The following is a 17,823-nucleotide window of genomic DNA, read 5'->3' as shown; positions in this document are numbered from 1 at the left end:
TAGTTTTAAAAATAACATGCAAAGCTATGATTACGAATTTAATTTTTAAGCTTTTTATTCATAAAAATTATATAAAATAGAGTAATAGCCTATTAAATAGATTACATGTATAGAAGGCGAAAATTATTTTGTTTAATTTTTTCAATTAAAAATTAAACAAAAGTTGTATTTTTATAGAAAATAGCAAGATATGTTTGGGGTATTCAAAAAGAAATCAGAAAAAGAAAAATTAGAAGCTACATATAAAAAGCTTTTAAGTGAGGCACATAATTTTTCTACAACAAATAGAAAAATGAGTGATCAAAAAATCTTCGAGGCAGAAGAAATTCTAAAAAAAATTGAGAAATTGTAATTACATGAAAACGGATAAGAAGCCAGATAATGTAGTTTTTAATAGTAAAACTAAAAAGTACGATGCCGCTTTAAAACCTTATGCAACATCTGTTGGTGCTCCTGTAATTACTATTGAGGATACCACTCCATGGAAAAAAAGAAGTATTAATAAGCTAAATCATCAAACTAAAACAAAATATCTAGAATTAAAGGCTTCTTATGATAAAATGATGGAGCAATTTGAATATAATAAAATCATTTTTAGTGCAAATTTTAGCTTTGAGCCTATTATTGGAGAAGTGTACCATTTATACAAAAGAGAAAGCAATGATTTTTTCCTTTCCATAATAGCGCCAAATCAATGCAGATTTAATTTAGTTGGAAGTTTTTATTTAAATGTAGACCAGATTTGGGAAAAAATTACGTGATAAATGAGAAGTATTAAAACAGAATTTACAGAAAGAGAATTAGACCGTATCATAGAAATGGCTTGGGAAGACCGTACGCCTTTTGAAGCTATATTGTTTCAGTTTGGTTTGCCTGAAAAAGAGGTTGTAAAGACAATGCGCCTAAATCTTAAAACTTCAAGCTTTAAACGTTGGCGAAAAAGAGTAAATAGTGGCGTTAGTCAAAAACATTTAAAAAAACGTAATCCAGATATTTCTCGTTTTAAGTGTTCCCGACAAAGAGCAATATCTGGAAATAAAATAAGTAAGCGGTAATAAAGCTACTACGGGAGAACTTAACTATTGAAAAAACAACCTATAAATATTGTTTGGTTAAAACGAGATATTCGTTCGCAAGACCATGAACCTTTATTTAAAGCAGAGCAATCTGGTATTCCTTATAAAATTCTGTATATATACGAGCCTTCAATTATAGAATATCCAGATACAAGTCCAAGACATTTAAAATTTATATATAATTCAATACAGGATTTAAATACGGTTTTAAAACCTTTTCATAGGTGTGTAGAGGAACTTTATGGAGAGGCTATAACTATATTTAAATACTTAGATAAAGAGTTTTTAATAAAGAACGTTTTTAGTTATCAAGAAAGCGGTACGCAAATAACCTGGGACAGAGACAAAGAAGTAGGTTTGTTTTTTAAACAAAAGAATATAGTTTGGGAAGAGTTACAACGCGATGGCATTATACGTGGAATAAAAAATAGAAAGGATTGGAATACGCTTTGGTATCTAAAAATGCATTCGCCCGTTATACAAAACAAGTATTCAATATCTAAAATAGCACCATTAAAACATCCTTTTTTAATTCCTAAAGTAATTGAAGCAGGGTGGAGGCAATACCCAAAAAAATATCAACCAGCAGGGGAAAAAAAGGCTTGGCAATATTTAAAATCTTTTGTAGATAAACGAGGTGTTAATTACCAACGACATATATCAAAACCTGCAGAAAGCAGACTATCTTGTAGTAGATTATCTCCTTATTTAGCTTGGGGAAATATAAGTGTAAAACAAGCGTATCAATTTGTAGCTACACATCCTAAAAAGAAGAACAGTGCTAGGGCATTTTCGGCAATGCTAACTCGTTTACACTGGCATTGTCATTTTATACAAAAGTTTGAAGTAGAGTGTAGATACGAAACTGTTTGTATTAATCAGGGGTATGAATTATTACCACATAAAGAAAACGAAGCTTTTATTAGAGCATGGAAAACAGGAAATACGGGTTATCCTTTGGTAGATTCCTGTATGCGTGCTGTAGAAAAAACGGGTTGGATTAATTTTAGAATGCGTGCCATGGTAGTTTCTTTCTTAACTATGAACTTAGACCAAGATTGGAGACATGGCGTTTACCATTTAGCAAGGCAATTTTTAGATTACGAGCCAGGAATACATTATACGCAGTTTCAAATGCAAGCAGGAACAACAGGAGTTAATACCATACGTTTATACAATCCAGTGAAAAATTCTCAGGAACACGACCCAGAAGGTGTTTTTATAAAAAAATGGATTCCAGAATTAGAAAAAGTTCCTCTAGCTCATATTCATGAGCCTTGGAAAATGACACTAATAGAGCAAACTTTTTGTGAAACAATTATTGGGGAAGATTACCCACTGCCAATTGTTAATTTACAAGAAAGTGCAAGGCTTGCAAGAGAAAAAAATTGGGAACATAAAAAACATCCGGCAGTGCAAAAAGAAAAGCATCGTATTTTAAAAATGCACGTAAATAAAAAATAATGAAGTATACTAAAAAAGAAATAGAGGAGCTGGACCGTGTTACAAAATTAAAAATAATAAATTCAGTAACAGGAATAAAACCAGCGAACCTAATAGGTACCATAAACAATAATGCGCAAACTAATGTAGCAATTTTTAGTTCCGTAGTTCACCTAGGGAGTGCTCCGCCATTATTAGGGTTTATTACAAGACCACAAACAGAAGAAGTGGGGCATACTTATTTTAATATTATAGAAAATAAGGTTTATACTATAAATCATATTCACAAAGATTTTATAAAAAATGCACATTACACTTCAGCAAAATTTAATAAAAATATATCAGAGTTTAAGCGCTGTAACCTAACCGAAGAATATTTAGAAGATTTTAAAGCTCCTTTTGTAAAAGAAAGTAATTTTAAAATAGGTATGCGTTTTGTAGAAGCAATAGATATTAAGCAAAATGGAACTAAGTTAATTATAGGAGAAATAGAACATCTAATTTTTCCGGATAATGCTTTTGTAGATGGGGATATAGATTTAGAGGCTACTAGTGGTATAGGTATTTCTGGATTAAATAGTTACTACTCTTTAAAAAAGATTGCTAAACACCCTTATGTAAGAATAGAAGATGTACCCGAGTTTTAAAAATGAAAAGCAAGATCTTCCTCAAAAAATATGTGTTGTTTGTGAGCGACCTTTTACTTGGCGAAAAAAATGGGAAAAGAATTGGGGTGCTGTAAAATATTGTAGTGAACGTTGTAGAAGAAATAAATGAAAAAATGTAATGTAGTATTTCCGCATCAATTATTTGAAGAATCTCCAATTTTTCAAGGAAAAGACCCCGTATATCTAGTAGAAGAATATCTTTTTTTTAATCAATACTCCTTTCATAAACAAAAAATTGCTTTCCATAGAGCAAGCATGAAACATTATGCAGATTTTCTTGAGGAAGAAAAAAAAATGGAAGTTCATTATATTGAAGCAATAAAAGACATATCGGATATAAGAATATTAATTCCAGCTTTAAAGAAAAAAGGAATTACACATATTAACTACATAGATCCAACAGATAATTGGTTACAAAAAAGGATGCAGAATGCTTGTAAGGATCATAAAATAGAAACTGTAATTTATGATTCTCCTTTGTTTTTAAATACTAAAGAAGAGTTAGAAGTTTTCTTTAAAAAAGATAAAAAAACATTCCATCAAACTACATTTTACAAAGAACAGCGTAAAAAAAGAAATATACTTATAGAGCATGATGGAAAGCCTAGTGGAGGAAAATGGACTTTTGATACTGAAAACAGAAAAAAATACCCTGCAAAAAAAATACCGCCATCTATTCAATTTCCAGATGTGGATAGTTATTTTAAAGAAGCAACATCTTATGTAGAAACTAATTTCTCTAAAAATATAGGTTTACTTACTACGTATTCCTTGTATCCTACTAGTTTTAAAAGTGCCAAAGATTGGTTACAGCAATTTTTTGAACAGCGCTTTTTAGAATTTGGGACTTATGAAGATGCTATAGTTGCAGAAAATTCTATATTAAATCATAGCGTTTTAACACCAATGCTTAATGTGGGTTTAATAACTCCAAAAAATGTTATAGAAGCATGTTTAAAATACGCAAAGGCTAATGCTATTCCTATAAATTCTACCGAAGGTTTTGTGCGTCAAATTATGGGTTGGCGAGAGTTTATGAGAGGTATTTATGAAGTTCATGGTAGTAAAGAGCGGATTACTAACTTCTGGAAATTTAAAAGAAAAATTCCTACTTCTTTTTATAATGGAACCACTGGTATAGCGCCAATAGACCAAACTATAAAGAAGGTGTTAAAAACAGGATATTGCCATCATATTGAACGTTTAATGGTTTTAGGTAACTTTATGTTGTTGTGTGAATTTGACCCAGATGAGGTATATACATGGTTTATGGAGCTTTTTATAGACGCTTACGATTGGGTTATGGTAGCTAATGTTTATGGCATGAGCCAATTTGCAGATGGTGGCTTAATGGCCACGAAACCTTATATAAGTGGCAGTAATTATATAATGAAAATGAGTAATTATAAAAAGGGAGATTGGCAAGCTACTTGGGATGGTCTTTTTTGGAGATTTATGCATACTCAAAGAGATTTCTTTTTATCTAACCCTAGGCTAGGAATGCTAGTTCGTATGTTTGATAAAATGCCTATGGAAAAACGAAAACAACATATAGAAAAAGGAAATTTATATCTAGAAAATCTATAAATACATACAATGATGTCTAAAAAGAAAATATTGCTTACTGGAGCAACAGGATATATTGGTAAGCGTTTTTTACCTATTCTAATTCAAAAAGGATTTCATGTAATTTGTGGAGTAAGAGATTTAGATAGGTTTGTAGTTCCGGAAGAATTAGAACAAGACGTAACTGTAATAAAGTTAGATTTATTAGATGCTACCACTCTTAATTCTATACCAGAAGATATAGATGGTGCGTATTATTTAATACACTCTATGTCCACCTCCAGTAACTATAAAGAATTAGAATTAAAATGCGCTATTAATTTTAGAACTGCATTAGATAAAATTAAGGTTAAACATGTTATTTATTTAAGCGGTATTGTAAATGATAAAAATTTATCTAAACATTTATCATCTAGAAAAGATGTAGAGAATGAACTTGCAAAAGGAACGTATAATTTTACCACTTTAAGAGCAGGTATTATTATTGGGTCTGGCAGCGCATCTTTTGAAATTATAAGGGATATTGTAGAGAAATTGCCATTAATGATTACACCAAAATGGCTAAATACAAAGTGTCAACCCATAGGAATAACCGATGTTTTGTCCTTTTTAGAAAAAGCCTTATTTAGAGAAGAGGTCTTTAATAAGAGTTTTGATATTGGAGGTGCAGATATACTTACATATAAAGAAATGTTGCTTCAGTTTGGAAAAGCTAGAAACTTAAAAAGAACAATAATTACGATACCTGTAATGACGCCTAAGCTATCTTCTTACTGGTTATATTTTGTTACTTCCACCTCTTATAAATTAGCAACAGCACTAGTAAGTAGTATGAAAGTTGAGGTTATTTGTAAAAATAATGATCTATCAGAAATTTTAGGCATAACACCTCTTTCTTATAGGGAAAGTTTAGATAAAGCTTTTGTGAAAATCAAAAGTAACCAAATAGCTTCTAGCTGGAAAGATGCTTTTAGTAGTGGAGGCATGGATATGAAAATAGCACAATACATTAAAGTGCCAAAATTTGGTTGTTTTACAGATGCCCGAACAAGAAAATATAATAACAAACAAGATTGTATAGAAAAAATATGGAGTATAGGAGGTACAACAGGTTGGTATTATGCAAATTGGTTATGGAGGATACGGGGCTACATAGACAAGCTATTTGGAGGTGTTGGCTTACGTAGAGGAAGAACAAATGAAAATGCCGTAATAGCTGGCGATTCTATAGATTTTTGGCGCGTACTTTACGCAAATAAAAAAGAAGGTAGGTTATTGTTATTTGCAGAAATGAAATTACCAGGAGAGGCTTGGTTAGAGTTTAAGATTAAAGACGAAGTTTTAATCCAAACTGCAACATTTAGGCCTTTAGGGTTATCTGGAAGGTTATATTGGTATTCTGTGTTACCATTTCACGGTTTTATTTTTAAAGGTATGTTAAAACAGCTCACGAAGTAATTAAGATTAAAAAATTATTAAAATAATTAGTAATGGAGGTCTTGTTTGTATAATCATATTCAAATAAAAAATATAGTAAGTAAAGGCAAAAATAACTAGAACCTAGTTGTTTTTGCCTTTATAATCTCTATTCTAACTCTATGCCTGCCCACAAATTACTTACTGATATTTGTATGGCTTTCTTTAAATCCTCTTTTGCTTGTTTTTTCTTATTTAGACCTTTGTACCCAAGACCTCTCATTGTATATGCTAAAGATTTCTTTGTGTTTTCGCTATCTTTTTCTCCAAAGATTTGAAAGTAACTATTCTCATCAGAATTAAAATTAAGTTGTTTTTCTCCATTAGCAACAAGAGAGTTAAAAATTTCATTTGCCTTAGTTTTGTTTCCTAGTTTTAAAAAACTTAACCCTTCATAATAACTCATAAAACCGCTTCTTTGCGTTATGTTTTTTACACTTTCTACGTTAGTTGATAAAGTGTAAAAACGCTTGGCATCGGAAGTTTTATTTAAGGCTTCATAAGCTAAACCTATAAAGTAATTAACCTGTATTTCTCTATTTCCAAATTTTGCTCTACCAGCTGCCTCATCTGGTACTTGTGCTAATAAAAAGTGTTCTAATGCTTTTTCGTAGTTTTTGGCTTTGTAAAATTTAATTCCCAAAGATAATTGTGCGTCTATAATATTTTCTCTAACTCTAGAAGTACCTTCTCTATAGCTAAATGTTTTATCTTTTAAATAAGCTACCACTTTGTCTGCTTGCCCTGCTAGTGTAAGCACTTGCATTTGTCTAACAAAAGCATCATCTCTATTTTTTACATACTTGTTATTACCTTCAAATATAGCAAGCCTCTTTTTTACAGGACTATTATTTAATTCATAAAGAACATCTAACTCATTGTAAAAAACAGCATCAGTTTTATCTAAAGCAATTGCTTTTTCGTAAGAAAGTATGGCTTTAGGATAATCTTTGTAGTGGCGGTAATAACCAAAACCTATATTTCTATGTGCCATTGCTAATTTAGGAGCTTTTTTTACTGCATTTTCCCAATGTAGTATTGCTTTTTCTGGTTGTTTGTCATACAAAATGTTACCTAAATAGTAATACGCTTTACCGTCCTTGGGGTTATATTCTATTGCTTTTTTTAAAACTTCAATAGTTTCTAATCTATAAGGGAAAATACCCTCTTCCGATAAAGATTGTGCTTCACTAAATAGTTTTTTAGCGGCATCTTTATTTTTAAATTTATCTTGTATATACCCTAGGTAATATATAGAAATAGGATTTTTTCCTTTATACCGTTTTAAAACCTCTTCAGATTCTTTTAGCATTCCGTCATTAAGATATTCTACAGCTAACTCTATATAGTTTTGTTCAAAATCTCGCATTTTTTTGTTTAACGATGCAAGTAAATTGGAAGCTTCTTGTTCTTTGTTTGTTTCTTTAGCTGTTAAATAAAGTTCATTTTGTATTCTAAAATTAAGTGGATCTATAGTAGAAACCTGTTGTAGTGTTTCTAAGGCATTATTGTAATTCCCTAATTTTCTTTGAATAGCAGATTTTAAGCCATATAATCTAGTATTTTTAGTATTACTAGAAATAGCTTCATTAATTTCTTTAAGAGCCTTTTTGTAGTCTTTATTTATAGAAGATATTTGTGCTAATTCAAAAAAAGCAGCAGAAAAATAAGCATTATCCCAAGTTGCTCTATAGAGCGTATCAATAGCTTCTTCATATAATTCTAGTTTTTTTAATGTTATGCCTTGTAGATACAGTCCTTCTCCGTTAGACGGTCTTGTATAGTTGTTTGTTTGCCTTTTTATAGCTCTAGAAAAATAAGTTCTAGCAGTAGTATAGTCCCCATTTTTAAGTAATTTATTACCAATTGCAATATTTGTTTTAGTGTGATTAGGGTCTCTTTTAAGAGCTTCTTTATAATAAGGCGTTTCTCCTCCGTTTGCAGTTTTGTAAAATTGTTCCATTCTATTGCCAACAATGAACAACTCTTCTACACTAGTAATATCTTCTGGGGCAGCAGGGGGTGTAACCACAGGAGGTAGGTTTTTAGTATTTTTAGGTTTTTTTGGCTGATAGGATATGATTATAGCATTAGTATCCAAATCTCTTAGTTCTGTATATAGTTCTGTAAATTTATAGTCAGAATTTATTTTAACCTTTTCTGTAAATGCTTTTTCAGGAGAAATTAGGAGGTTCTTTTCTAATATAACTTGGTTTCCATTTTTTAAGATAATTCTAGCATTTTTTACTTTTTGGGTAGAATGGTACCCCAAAAAAATGGTGTTATTTTGTCTTTGCTCTAAATTAACTGCAGCATTTAGATTTGCGTTTTTAAAACCTTCAATGTCTTTAACAGGATACCAGTATTGTTTCCATTTTTTTACTTCATATGGTCTTATCCAAGTATAGTCTGGTTGGTTGTCAGAGAATGCACCAACCATAATTTCTACATATGGGCCACTAGTTTCTGTTAATCTTCCCTCTGTAGCTTGTCCTACCTTTCCAGAGCCCCATTCCCAAAGTTTAGCACCTTTTACAATATTATGATCGCCAATATGTACTGTTCCACTATTTTTTCCATGGTCGTAGCCTCCCATAAAATCCTCTTTTAAATCATGAGCAAAAAAGGAAGCGTGTTCTTTAACATTTTTCCACCTGCTTATATCTACCCCTTTTGTAAAGTCTTGCCCTCTATAAATATCATTAGATATAGGCCATCTAGTAAACTGGTTTTTTTGGTGAAAAGTTACAAACTCAACACTTGGCGGAAATATAGTTTGGTATGTATTGTTAGTATGTGCGGCAACATTTGCCCAATACAAAAAATTATGAGTGTAAGGTGTAGGGTTGTAAATAGACACTTCTGCTTCAAAATAAGATTTACCAGGAGATACGGTTACACCTACATTCCACCGCATTCTATGTCTTGGTTCTGTTTCGCCTATAAAAATTGTTTTACTACCATCTTTATTTTCAACCAAATCATAATCCATAGGTAAAAAAGTAGAAGCTCTATGGTGGTGTAAAACACACCATTCTATTCCTCCAGAAACCCATGCACCTGTCATTCCTATATTACCAGGCTTTACCTCATTATTTTTATAAATAAAATTATAGTCATTAGTTTTATCTGTAGCGTAATATAATTTACCACCAATTTCAGGAGTAACACATAATTTTATATACTCATTTTCTAATATAAGAGCTTTCCAATCTTGTGTGGTTCTCTCCCCAGAAATTTCATCATTAGCGGCATACGGATATATAACCCTTTGCGCCCCTTGGAAATTACCATTTGTAAAAAACATAGGAGCTTTTTCAGAAGGCATAACTTTATATGTTGGTAAAGTCCAAGATTCTTCGGTCATTCTTACTTGTGCAAAAAGACTATTGGTACTTATTAAAATAAAGAGAGCAAAAAATGTAAAATAATTACGTTCTGTTTTTTTCATTATATATAGTCTTTTTTAAAGGTTATTATGTTAAATTCAATTTTTGGAGGTAAAAATTATTAATACTTCTTTAAATTTAAGAGAATATTGAATAAATAAAGAAAAATTAGGTATGCAAAACCTATTCAAAGTTTTGCATATAGTACAAAAAGGGATGATAGAACAAGATTACTTAAACTATTGTTTATCGCAAGTAGAGAAGAAATTAAATTGGAGAAAATCTTCTTTATGGAAAGAGTCAGACTTTATAAAACTTGCAGATACTATTTCTAATACATCAGAAATATCTATTAGCCCGCATACTTTAAAAAGATTATTTGGGAAGATAAAGTATAAAGAGCATTACAATCCGCAGCAGGCTACTAAAAATGCATTGTCTAAATTTTTGGGATACGCCTCATGGGAAGATTTTGTTAAAAACAATAAAGAAAATATTTATAAAAAGGAGGCTGCTGTTACTACCAAAAATAAAAGAAATTTACTTTATGCAATTCCTTTATTAATTGTTGCTATAGTTTTTGTTGTGTATAGTGTTAAAAGCAAAGAACATAAAAAAATTAAAGTAGAAGAGCCCTTTTTATTTGCTTTAAAAGACTCTGTGGGTACGGTGCCTTTTACAGTACAAGCTAATTATGATTTTTCAAAAAATAGTTCAGATAGTATTTATATAGATTATGATTTTAAGCATCCTGTAATGGGAGATCAAATAATAAAACCAGATAAGAACAAGTTTGCATATAACTTTACATACCAAATTCCTGGCTATTATCAAATGATAGTAAAAGACAATCTAGACACTTTAAAAACTAAAAATATATTAGCAATGTCTAAAGGTTGGAATAGTTATTTAACAGATGAAGGTTACATTGGTAGATATTGGATGGACAACAAAATGCCTAAGAATACGACAAAAGGTTTCTTGTATTATTCTCCAGATGAAATGAAGCAAAATGGAATGAAAGTGCCTCCAGTTTATTATTTGGTAAATAGAATTTTTAAGAAATTTAATATAGACGGAGATAATTTTACATTAAAAACAAAATTTAAAAATGCCAAAGCATTTGGAGGCATTACTTGTTACGATTTTATTTTACGATTGTATTGTGAAAATAATAGGAATAGTATAAAATTAATGGAGACAGGTTGCTCCCAATTTTCAGGATTAAAATTTGGAGAAAATACAATTAATGGAAGTCATGAGAACTTATCAGATTTTAAGATAAACCCTGAAGAATGGAATACTTTATATATAAAGGTTCATAAAAAGAATGTAAAAGTTTCTGTAAACAATATTGTAATTTATACTGGCAATTACACCAATCCTAATGGGAATATTGTAGGAGTAGAAAATTCTTTTAAAGGTTCTGGAATGCTAGATTATTTAAAAATTAAAGACTTAACAACAGGAACTACATATTTTAATGATTTTGATTAAAAAATGGATTGTTTTTTTGTCATATATGACTAATAATTAGGTGTTTTTTTCATGAAAAAGAAACTTTTAATTGTTTTTGTTTGTAATGTACTACTGTATATTTACCCTTTAATTACATTAACGGGTTTGTTATCCAGGTAGGCTTCTAAATTATGTATCGCAGTTTGTAATAAACGAGCTCTAGATTCTTTAGGAGCCCATGCTATATGTGGTGTAATTATACAATTTTTAGCCCCTAAAAGAGGGTTTGTATTTTCTATAGGCTCTATAGAGACAACATCTAGAGCAACACCAGAAACTTTACCATTTTCTAAAGCTAATTTTAAATCTTCCTCTATCACTAATTGTCCTCTAGAAGTATTAATAATTTTAACACCATCTTTCATTTTAGAAATGTTTTTGGTATTTATAATGCCTTGGTTTTCTGGGAATAAAGGACAGTGAAGGCTAATAAAGTCAGACTCTTTTAATAGAACATCCAATGAGACAAATTTACATGTACTGGTTTCTAATTCTGGCTTTTTGGTTCTACTATAGGTAATAACTTGCATTCCAAAGGCTTGCGCTAACTTTGCTGTAGCTTGTCCAATAGTACCAAAACCAATAATCCCAAAAGTTTTTCCGGCAAGTTCTATCAAAGGAGTTTTCCAAAAGCTAAAGTTTCCATTTTTAGTCCATTCACCATCATGTACAGCGTTAGAATGTAAACCAGTATTATGGCACATTTCTAATAATAAAGCCATAGTCATTTGCGCTACAGAAGTAGTGCTATATGTAGGTACATTGGTTACTATAACACCTTTGTTTATTGCAGCAGTAATATCTACTACATTATAACCTGTAGCTAAAACACCAATATATTTTAGACAGGGAGCATTATTAATAACCTCTTTTGGCAAAGGTGTTTTATTAGTGAAAATTATAGAGGCATTACCAATAGTTTTTAAAACACTTTTGGGATCTACAGGAGTGCGCTCATGAACAGTTACATTCCCTAATTTTTTTATACTATCCCAACTTAAATCGCCAGGGTTAAGTGTATAACCATCTAAAACTACAATTTCCATATATTTTATTTGTGTATAAAGATAAAGGATGAGGAGTGTAGAATAAAAACAGATTGGTACTTTCTTTTTTTGGAAATTTTTGTTGTTTATTGTTTATTTAATATTATTTCGATTGAAAATTTATATTTAATTTTATTAATTAACATATTTTTGAATATTTAATAATTTTAGTGTAGTTTTATTCTACCGAAACCAAATACCTGAATGCCAACAAAAACCAACCTATCTAGCAATTTATTAGTACTAGAGTTTACAAAAAGCAATAAAAGAGCTTTTCGTAAGCTTTATGAGCTGTATTGGGAGGTTATGTATATTAAAGCTACATCTATTGTAGAAAATGAAGCTATAGCTAAAGATATTGTCCAAGAAATTTGGATAAAATTATGGCAAAAAAGAGAGGTTATAGAAATACGAAGTTTTGAAGCTTACATACATACAGCAGTAAGAAATAATTGTTATAAATACCTCAGGGACAAGAAGTTTTCTTCTGTACGTTTAGATTTTATAGAAAAGTCATATATACTCTCAGAGTCGGCATCTAAAAAGCAGCATGATTTAGAAGAGACTATAAGTACTATTAAACATGCTATGAATAGTTTGCCAAAACGCTGTAAGCAAATTTTTGAATTAAGTAGATTTAAACACTATTCTAATGAAGAAATAGCTATGGAACTTGGTATCTCTAAAAAATCTGTTGAAAATCAAATTTCGGTTGCAGTAAAATCTATAAGAAGTAATTTAACTGTCCTTCTCATTTTTCTTTTTTCGTAAAATTGCGCTACATTATTTTTCATTTTTATAATTATATGCGTTGTTTTTTTAACATATTAAATTATTCTTCCAACTCGTTAAATGTTAAAAAAATGTTAAATTCAATTTTTTTATGGGAAAAAACATCCCTAAGAGGGTCTTCTTAGTGTACACCTATCACTATGAAAGAAAAAGAATTTAGAAAGCTACTGGAGAAGTCTATAAATGGCTCATTAACAAGGCAAGAGGAGATAGCTTTGGAAAAGTTTGAAGAAGAATATAGGATACACAAAAATGAAAATTATTTTAAAGATGAAGAATCTAAGAATAGTTTAAAAGAAACAATTTGGTCTGATATTAGTAAAAATTTAGAAGAACCACCAAAAGCAACCACAAAAATATGGAAAGTAGCCTCTGTTGCAATGATTGCATTAGGGATACTGTTTTTTGGTAGTAAATATGCTACTCAACAAAGTGATAATTTAGAATTGGCTCCTAAAGATGTTATTACATTAGAATTAGAAGATGGTACTATAAAAGTCTTAGACGAAGAAAATAATACTCCTCTTTTTAATGCTTCAGGAAGTGTAGTTGGTAGGCAAAATAAAAACCAATTAGTATATACTGATGTAGAGACTAAAACTGAGAAATTAATATATAATACTTTGACTATTCCTTATGGCAGAACTTTTGAGTTGTTACTATCAGATGGTACAAAAGTGTATTTAAATGCTGGTTCCTCTTTAAAATATCCAATAAAATTCATAGAAGGCAAAGAACGCTTAGTTTATGTAACAGGTGAGGTGCTTTTAGATGTAGCTAAAGATGAAAAAAATCCTTTTATAGTAAATGCAGATGATCTTAATGTTAAAGTTTTTGGAACGGTATTTAACGTAAATGCGTATCCAGAAGATAATATAACCGAAGTTGTTTTGGTAGAAGGCTCTGTTGGCCTTTATACTAATGAAACTAAAGAGGGGGAAATAGAAAAACGTTTAGCACCTGGTTACAAGGCAAGTTTTAGTAAGCAAAATAAAGATATAAAAACCAATGCAGTTATTACAGATATTTATACTTCTTGGATGAAAGGGGAACTTGTTTTTAGAAACATGATTTTTGATAATATTCTAAAAAAATTAGAAAGGCAATATGATGTTACGATTATAAATAAAAATAAAAGCCTGTCTAATGAAAGGTTTAATGCAAGCTTTGGAAGTAAGCCACCTATTAAAGAAGTTTTAGAAGAATTAAAAATAACCTATCATCTAGATTATGTAATAGATGGGAATACTATAATACTCAATTAAAAAATTAACTTAAAATAAACTGCCTATGTAAAGTAACGTAACTAACACAAAAACATGTCATAATAAAAAATCGGAAAATGGTGCAACATTTCCCGATCGGTTATGATGTGATTAAACTCAAAAAGAATAACCACAATTTTTAACACTACAAAAGTATGAAAAAACAACCTTCTAAACCAAAAGGGCGGTTTTATCCGTTATTAAAATTTGATCTTAAAATGAAACTTAGTCTCCTATTATTTTTTGTGTCATTCATCGCACTGCAAGCAAATGACACCTATTCACAAGAGACAAAAGTTACACTTAATTTAAATGAAGTGTCTGTAAGTCAATTTTTAGATGAAGTAGAAAGCAGCACTAAATTTCGTTTCGTATATAAATTATCAGATATAGATTTAAATAGAACCATATCTATAGCAGCTAATAAAGAGCCTATAAATACTATTTTAAATCAAGTATTTAGTACAACAAAAACAAAGTATAATATTATAAGGAAGCGTATTTATTTGACAGAAAAAAATACCTTACCTATTACTACTAAAAATGCTGTAGAAAATGTTGTATCTAATATTCAGAGCAGTATTTCGGGAGTAATTGTAGATACAGATGGTATTCCATTACCGGGTGCAAATATTCTTGAAAAAGGAACAAGTAATGGTACACAGGCCGATTTTGATGGAAATTTCTCAATAACGCCTTCTACCGAAAAACCAATCCTTGTAATTTCTTACATTGGGTATGTAACCCAAGAAGTTGTAATTGCAAACCAAACTACAGTTAAGGTTACAATGGCAGAAGATTCAGAGTCATTAGATGAAGTTGTAGTAGTAGGGTATGGTTCTCAAAGAGTAAAAGATGTTACGGGTTCTGTTGTACAGGTTACCGCTAAAGACTTTGCAAAAGGAGCTAATACGAATGCTTTTCAATTATTACAAGGTAAAGCCTCAGGTGTACAAATTAGTCAATCTAGTAGTGCGCCAGGCGGTGCGGTAGAAATTAAAGTTCGTGGACTAAACTCAGTTAATGGCGGAAACGGTGTTTTAGTCGTTGTAGATGGGTTACCAAATGGTAATGTAGATGCTTTAAGCCCAGATGATATAGAATCTATTCAAATACTAAAAGATGCATCTGCATCAGCAATTTATGGTTCTAGAGCAGCTAACGGGGTAGTTTTAATTACAACAAAACAGGGTAGCAGAAGCGGCCTTAAAGTTTCTTATAACACGTATGTTGGTATACAAAATGCTGCAAAACGTATAGATATGCTTAATGGAGAACAGTATATGGAAACTCTAAACGCATTAGACTTTGAATCAGACCCTGCAAATGCTACAGACCCAGCTTACACTCCAATATATACCGATGAGCAAATAGCTTCCATTGGGAATGGTTTTAATTGGCAAGACCAAATTTTAAGAGGAGGTGTAATGCAAAATCACCAGCTTTCTCTTTCTGGAGGTAATGAAAAAGCAACCTATTATGCGTCTTTAAATTATTATGATGCAAAAGGGGTACTTAGAAACACGGGAGAAAATAGATACAACGCTCGTATAAATGTAAATGTAACGCCTACAGATAGATTAAAAATAAACTTTAATTTAAATGCCAATAGAACACTTACAGATTTAATGCCTTTAGGAACCAATAGTATATCTGGTTCTGTAGCAGCGGCTTTATTATTTGATCCAACCTTAGATGCCCAGTTAGATGAACAAGGAAGGTATAAATTAAACCCTTTTATTCAGGTAGAAAACCCAGAAGCAATAATGCAAGGTTTTGACCAAAATAGAGAAAGAAATGAAATTATAGGAAACGCTAAAATTGAATACGAGATGTTTGATGGGTTTAAAATGAACCTTAATCTTGGAGGTAGGATAAGCGGTACTAAATTTGATTCTTATGAGAATAGATGGACACAAGCAGGTATTGGTGCTAAAGGATTAGGGTTGGTAAGAAACAATGATAATTCTTATGGTATTGCAGAGTACCTTCTTTCTTATGAAAAAGAACTAGAAAATCATAACTTTAAAGTAATAGGAGGGGTAACCTATGAAAAATTTATCAATAGAGAAATAGAAGCAACTGCAGAAGGATTTTTATCTGATGTTAATGGATCCGATTTTTTTGGAGCTGCTAACCCAGAAAGATTCGCTACAGAAACTGAGAGGTTTGAACCTACTTTGCGTTCCTATTTAGGAAGAGCTACATATGCCTATAAAGATAAGTACTTATTAACTGCATCTTTTAGAGCAGATGGTACCAGCAAGTTTTCAGAAAAAAATAAGACTGCAGTATTTCCATCTGCCTCTTTAGGTTGGCAAATTGGTTCCGAACCTTTTATGAAAAAACAAGAACTGTTTGATAATCTAAAATTAAGAATAGGGTATGGAGAAATAGGAAACCAGGCTATTAATAATTTTGAAACTATTTCAACATTTATTCCTGGGTCTAATGCCGTTTTAGGAGGGCAAGTTCTTACGGGAGCTGTTCCTAGTAGAATTCCTAATAATAACCTTCTTTGGGAAACTACAAAAGAAATAAACTTGGGTCTAGATTTTGCATTATTAGATTACAGGTTATCAGGAAGTATAGAGTATTATGTAAGAAATACATCGGACCAACTTTTTCAAAGACCAGTGCCAACTTCTACAGGGTTTAGCAGTTTTAGAGAAAACTTTGGAAATGTAAGAAACAAAGGTTTTGATATTTCAATAAGTAGTAAAAATATAACTAATGATAATTTCTCTTGGGAATCAGACCTAACGTTCTCAACCTTAGATAATGAAGTTACCGAAGTGCCAGATTTTGTTGGTGGTGAAGTTACAGGAGGAGGGGGATTTGCTTTTGCTGGAGACTTTTGGGTAGTTAAAGAAGGGGAGCCAATGGCGGCTTTTTATGGCTACCAAATAGATGGTATTTATAGTACACAAGAACAAGTAGATGCGGCAAATGCATTAATTACAGATGGTAGTGCCCGTGCAGGTTTAGGATACCCTATAGTAAGAGATGTAAACGGAGATAATAAAATAGATCCAAGTGATAGAGTAGTGTTAGGTAAACCATTTGCAGATTATACATTTGGATTTAATAATAGGTTTAAATATAAAAACCTAACTCTAGATGTATATGTTTTAGGAGTACAAGGAATAGAGGCTTTTAATAATTTAATTGCAGAATCATTTTATCCAATAGATCCAGACCGTAATAAATTAGCTAAATATTATTTAAATAGATGGACGCCAGAGAATATAAATGCGCAATACCCATCTATGGTAGAACCAGGTAATTACCAAGATGGTCGTAAGGTAAATAAATGGACAGTACAAGATGCATCTTTTGTTAGGATAAAGAATATAACATTAGGCTACGATTTTCCTATGAAAGCACTAGGCTTGCAATCTGCTAATTTTTATGTGTCGTTAGAAAACTTTTTTACATTCACAAATTTTGATGGTTTTGATCCAGATGCTAATTCTGCAGGAGGGCAAAATAGTTCTGCTAGATCGCAAAGAGGAACATACGGCGATTATCCGCTTGCTAAAACAGTACGTATTGGCGCTAGATTTACCCTTTAATTATTAACG

The 17,823-nt window shown here is 31.0% G+C and carries 14 protein-coding genes; 12 read left to right on the top strand and 2 right to left on the bottom strand.

What is annotated here, in order from left to right; translation table 11 throughout:
- Positions 1–190: 190 nt before the first annotated feature.
- The 8 genes from Q0820_RS06660 to Q0820_RS06625 are packed head-to-tail and all read left to right on the top strand — an operon-like array spanning position 191 to position 6,211.
- On the top strand, positions 191–352 hold the full coding sequence (locus Q0820_RS06660; RefSeq protein WP_298486279.1) for a Lacal_2735 family protein: 162 nt from the start codon (positions 191–193) through the stop codon (positions 350–352).
- 4 nt (positions 353–356) lie between these two features.
- Positions 357–761 (top strand): DUF2452 domain-containing protein, encoded by a 405-nt coding sequence (locus Q0820_RS06655; RefSeq protein ID WP_298486277.1) that lies wholly within the window; start codon positions 357–359, stop codon positions 759–761.
- A gap of 3 nt (positions 762–764) precedes the next feature.
- The gene (locus Q0820_RS06650; RefSeq protein WP_298486275.1) at positions 765–1,055 is read left to right on the top strand and encodes a TIGR03643 family protein; all 291 of its coding nucleotides are present in this window, start codon (positions 765–767) and stop codon (positions 1,053–1,055) included.
- A gap of 27 nt (positions 1,056–1,082) precedes the next feature.
- Entirely contained in the window at positions 1,083–2,540 is a 1,458-nt protein-coding gene (locus Q0820_RS06645; RefSeq protein ID WP_298486274.1) for a cryptochrome/deoxyribodipyrimidine photo-lyase family protein, read from the top strand.
- Positions 2,540–3,166 (top strand): flavin reductase, encoded by a 627-nt coding sequence (locus Q0820_RS06640; protein WP_298486272.1) that lies wholly within the window; start codon positions 2,540–2,542, stop codon positions 3,164–3,166. Before Q0820_RS06645 ends, Q0820_RS06640 begins: the two co-directional genes overlap by 1 nt.
- Positions 3,150–3,296 carry a DUF2256 domain-containing protein gene (locus Q0820_RS06635; RefSeq protein ID WP_298486270.1) on the top strand — a complete coding sequence of 49 codons (147 nt, stop codon included), beginning with the start codon at positions 3,150–3,152 and terminating at the stop codon, positions 3,294–3,296. Before Q0820_RS06640 ends, Q0820_RS06635 begins: the two co-directional genes overlap by 17 nt.
- Complete coding sequence (locus tag Q0820_RS06630) at positions 3,293–4,774, top strand: cryptochrome/photolyase family protein (protein ID WP_298486267.1); 1,482 nt, start codon at positions 3,293–3,295, stop codon at positions 4,772–4,774. Before Q0820_RS06635 ends, Q0820_RS06630 begins: the two co-directional genes overlap by 4 nt.
- 9 nt (positions 4,775–4,783) lie before the next feature.
- Positions 4,784–6,211 (top strand): SDR family oxidoreductase, encoded by a 1,428-nt coding sequence (locus Q0820_RS06625; RefSeq protein WP_298486265.1) that lies wholly within the window; start codon positions 4,784–4,786, stop codon positions 6,209–6,211.
- Positions 6,212–6,338: 127 nt separating this feature from the next.
- Here Q0820_RS06625 and Q0820_RS06620 read toward each other — a convergent pair whose 3' ends face one another.
- A complete protein-coding gene (locus tag Q0820_RS06620; RefSeq protein WP_298486264.1) occupies positions 6,339–9,680 on the bottom strand; it encodes a DUF5107 domain-containing protein in 3,342 nt (1,113 codons plus the stop codon).
- A 112-nt stretch (positions 9,681–9,792) separates the two neighbouring features.
- On the opposite strand from Q0820_RS06620, the gene Q0820_RS06615 reads away from it, so the two are divergent.
- Positions 9,793–11,115 carry a hypothetical protein gene (locus tag Q0820_RS06615; protein WP_298486262.1) on the top strand — a complete coding sequence of 441 codons (1,323 nt, stop codon included), beginning with the start codon at positions 9,793–9,795 and terminating at the stop codon, positions 11,113–11,115.
- A gap of 101 nt (positions 11,116–11,216) precedes the next feature.
- On the opposite strand, the gene Q0820_RS06610 is transcribed toward Q0820_RS06615, so the two are convergent.
- Positions 11,217–12,182 (bottom strand): D-2-hydroxyacid dehydrogenase, encoded by a 966-nt coding sequence (locus Q0820_RS06610; protein WP_298486261.1) that lies wholly within the window; start codon positions 12,180–12,182, stop codon positions 11,217–11,219.
- A 204-nt stretch (positions 12,183–12,386) separates the two neighbouring features.
- On the opposite strand from Q0820_RS06610, the gene Q0820_RS06605 reads away from it, so the two are divergent.
- From Q0820_RS06605 to Q0820_RS06595, 3 genes are all read left to right on the top strand, one after another.
- Positions 12,387–12,953, top strand: coding sequence for an RNA polymerase sigma-70 factor (locus tag Q0820_RS06605; protein ID WP_298486259.1), 567 nt, complete (start codon positions 12,387–12,389; stop codon positions 12,951–12,953).
- 161 nt (positions 12,954–13,114) lie between these two features.
- Entirely contained in the window at positions 13,115–14,239 is a 1,125-nt protein-coding gene (locus Q0820_RS06600) for a FecR family protein (protein ID WP_298486257.1), read from the top strand.
- Between the two features lie 155 nt (positions 14,240–14,394).
- Positions 14,395–17,814: a TonB-dependent receptor gene (locus Q0820_RS06595; RefSeq protein WP_298486255.1), complete on the top strand. Its 3,420-nt coding sequence runs from the start codon at positions 14,395–14,397 to the stop codon at positions 17,812–17,814.
- Positions 17,815–17,823 lie beyond the last annotated feature (9 nt).

The sequence above is a fragment of the uncultured Maribacter sp. genome, from assembly GCF_947495965.1.
GTDB lineage: Bacteria > Bacteroidota > Bacteroidia > Flavobacteriales > Flavobacteriaceae > Maribacter_B.
Note: the sequence above shows the minus strand (reverse complement) of the source record. Positions and strands in the feature narration are given on the sequence as shown.

What these genes read in the sequence shown, in the direction of transcription:
- Q0820_RS06615 (WP_298486262.1), top strand. Translation starts at nt 9,793, where the DNA reads ATGCAAAACCTATTCAAAGTTTTGCATATAGTACAAAAAGGGATGATA.
- Q0820_RS06610 (WP_298486261.1), bottom strand. Translation starts at nt 12,182, where the DNA reads ATGGAAATTGTAGTTTTAGATGGTTATACACTTAACCCTGGCGATTTA.
- Q0820_RS06600 (WP_298486257.1), top strand. Translation starts at nt 13,115, where the DNA reads ATGAAAGAAAAAGAATTTAGAAAGCTACTGGAGAAGTCTATAAATGGC.
- Q0820_RS06625 (WP_298486265.1), top strand. Translation starts at nt 4,784, where the DNA reads ATGATGTCTAAAAAGAAAATATTGCTTACTGGAGCAACAGGATATATT.
- Q0820_RS06620 (WP_298486264.1), bottom strand. Translation starts at nt 9,680, where the DNA reads ATGAAAAAAACAGAACGTAATTATTTTACATTTTTTGCTCTCTTTATT.
- Q0820_RS06605 (WP_298486259.1), top strand. Translation starts at nt 12,387, where the DNA reads ATGCCAACAAAAACCAACCTATCTAGCAATTTATTAGTACTAGAGTTT.
- Q0820_RS06660 (WP_298486279.1), top strand. Translation starts at nt 191, where the DNA reads ATGTTTGGGGTATTCAAAAAGAAATCAGAAAAAGAAAAATTAGAAGCT.
- Q0820_RS06655 (WP_298486277.1), top strand. Translation starts at nt 357, where the DNA reads ATGAAAACGGATAAGAAGCCAGATAATGTAGTTTTTAATAGTAAAACT.
- Q0820_RS06635 (WP_298486270.1), top strand. Translation starts at nt 3,150, where the DNA reads ATGTACCCGAGTTTTAAAAATGAAAAGCAAGATCTTCCTCAAAAAATA.
- Q0820_RS06630 (WP_298486267.1), top strand. Translation starts at nt 3,293, where the DNA reads ATGAAAAAATGTAATGTAGTATTTCCGCATCAATTATTTGAAGAATCT.
- Q0820_RS06650 (WP_298486275.1), top strand. Translation starts at nt 765, where the DNA reads ATGAGAAGTATTAAAACAGAATTTACAGAAAGAGAATTAGACCGTATC.
- Q0820_RS06595 (WP_298486255.1), top strand. Translation starts at nt 14,395, where the DNA reads ATGAAAAAACAACCTTCTAAACCAAAAGGGCGGTTTTATCCGTTATTA.
- Q0820_RS06640 (WP_298486272.1), top strand. Translation starts at nt 2,540, where the DNA reads ATGAAGTATACTAAAAAAGAAATAGAGGAGCTGGACCGTGTTACAAAA.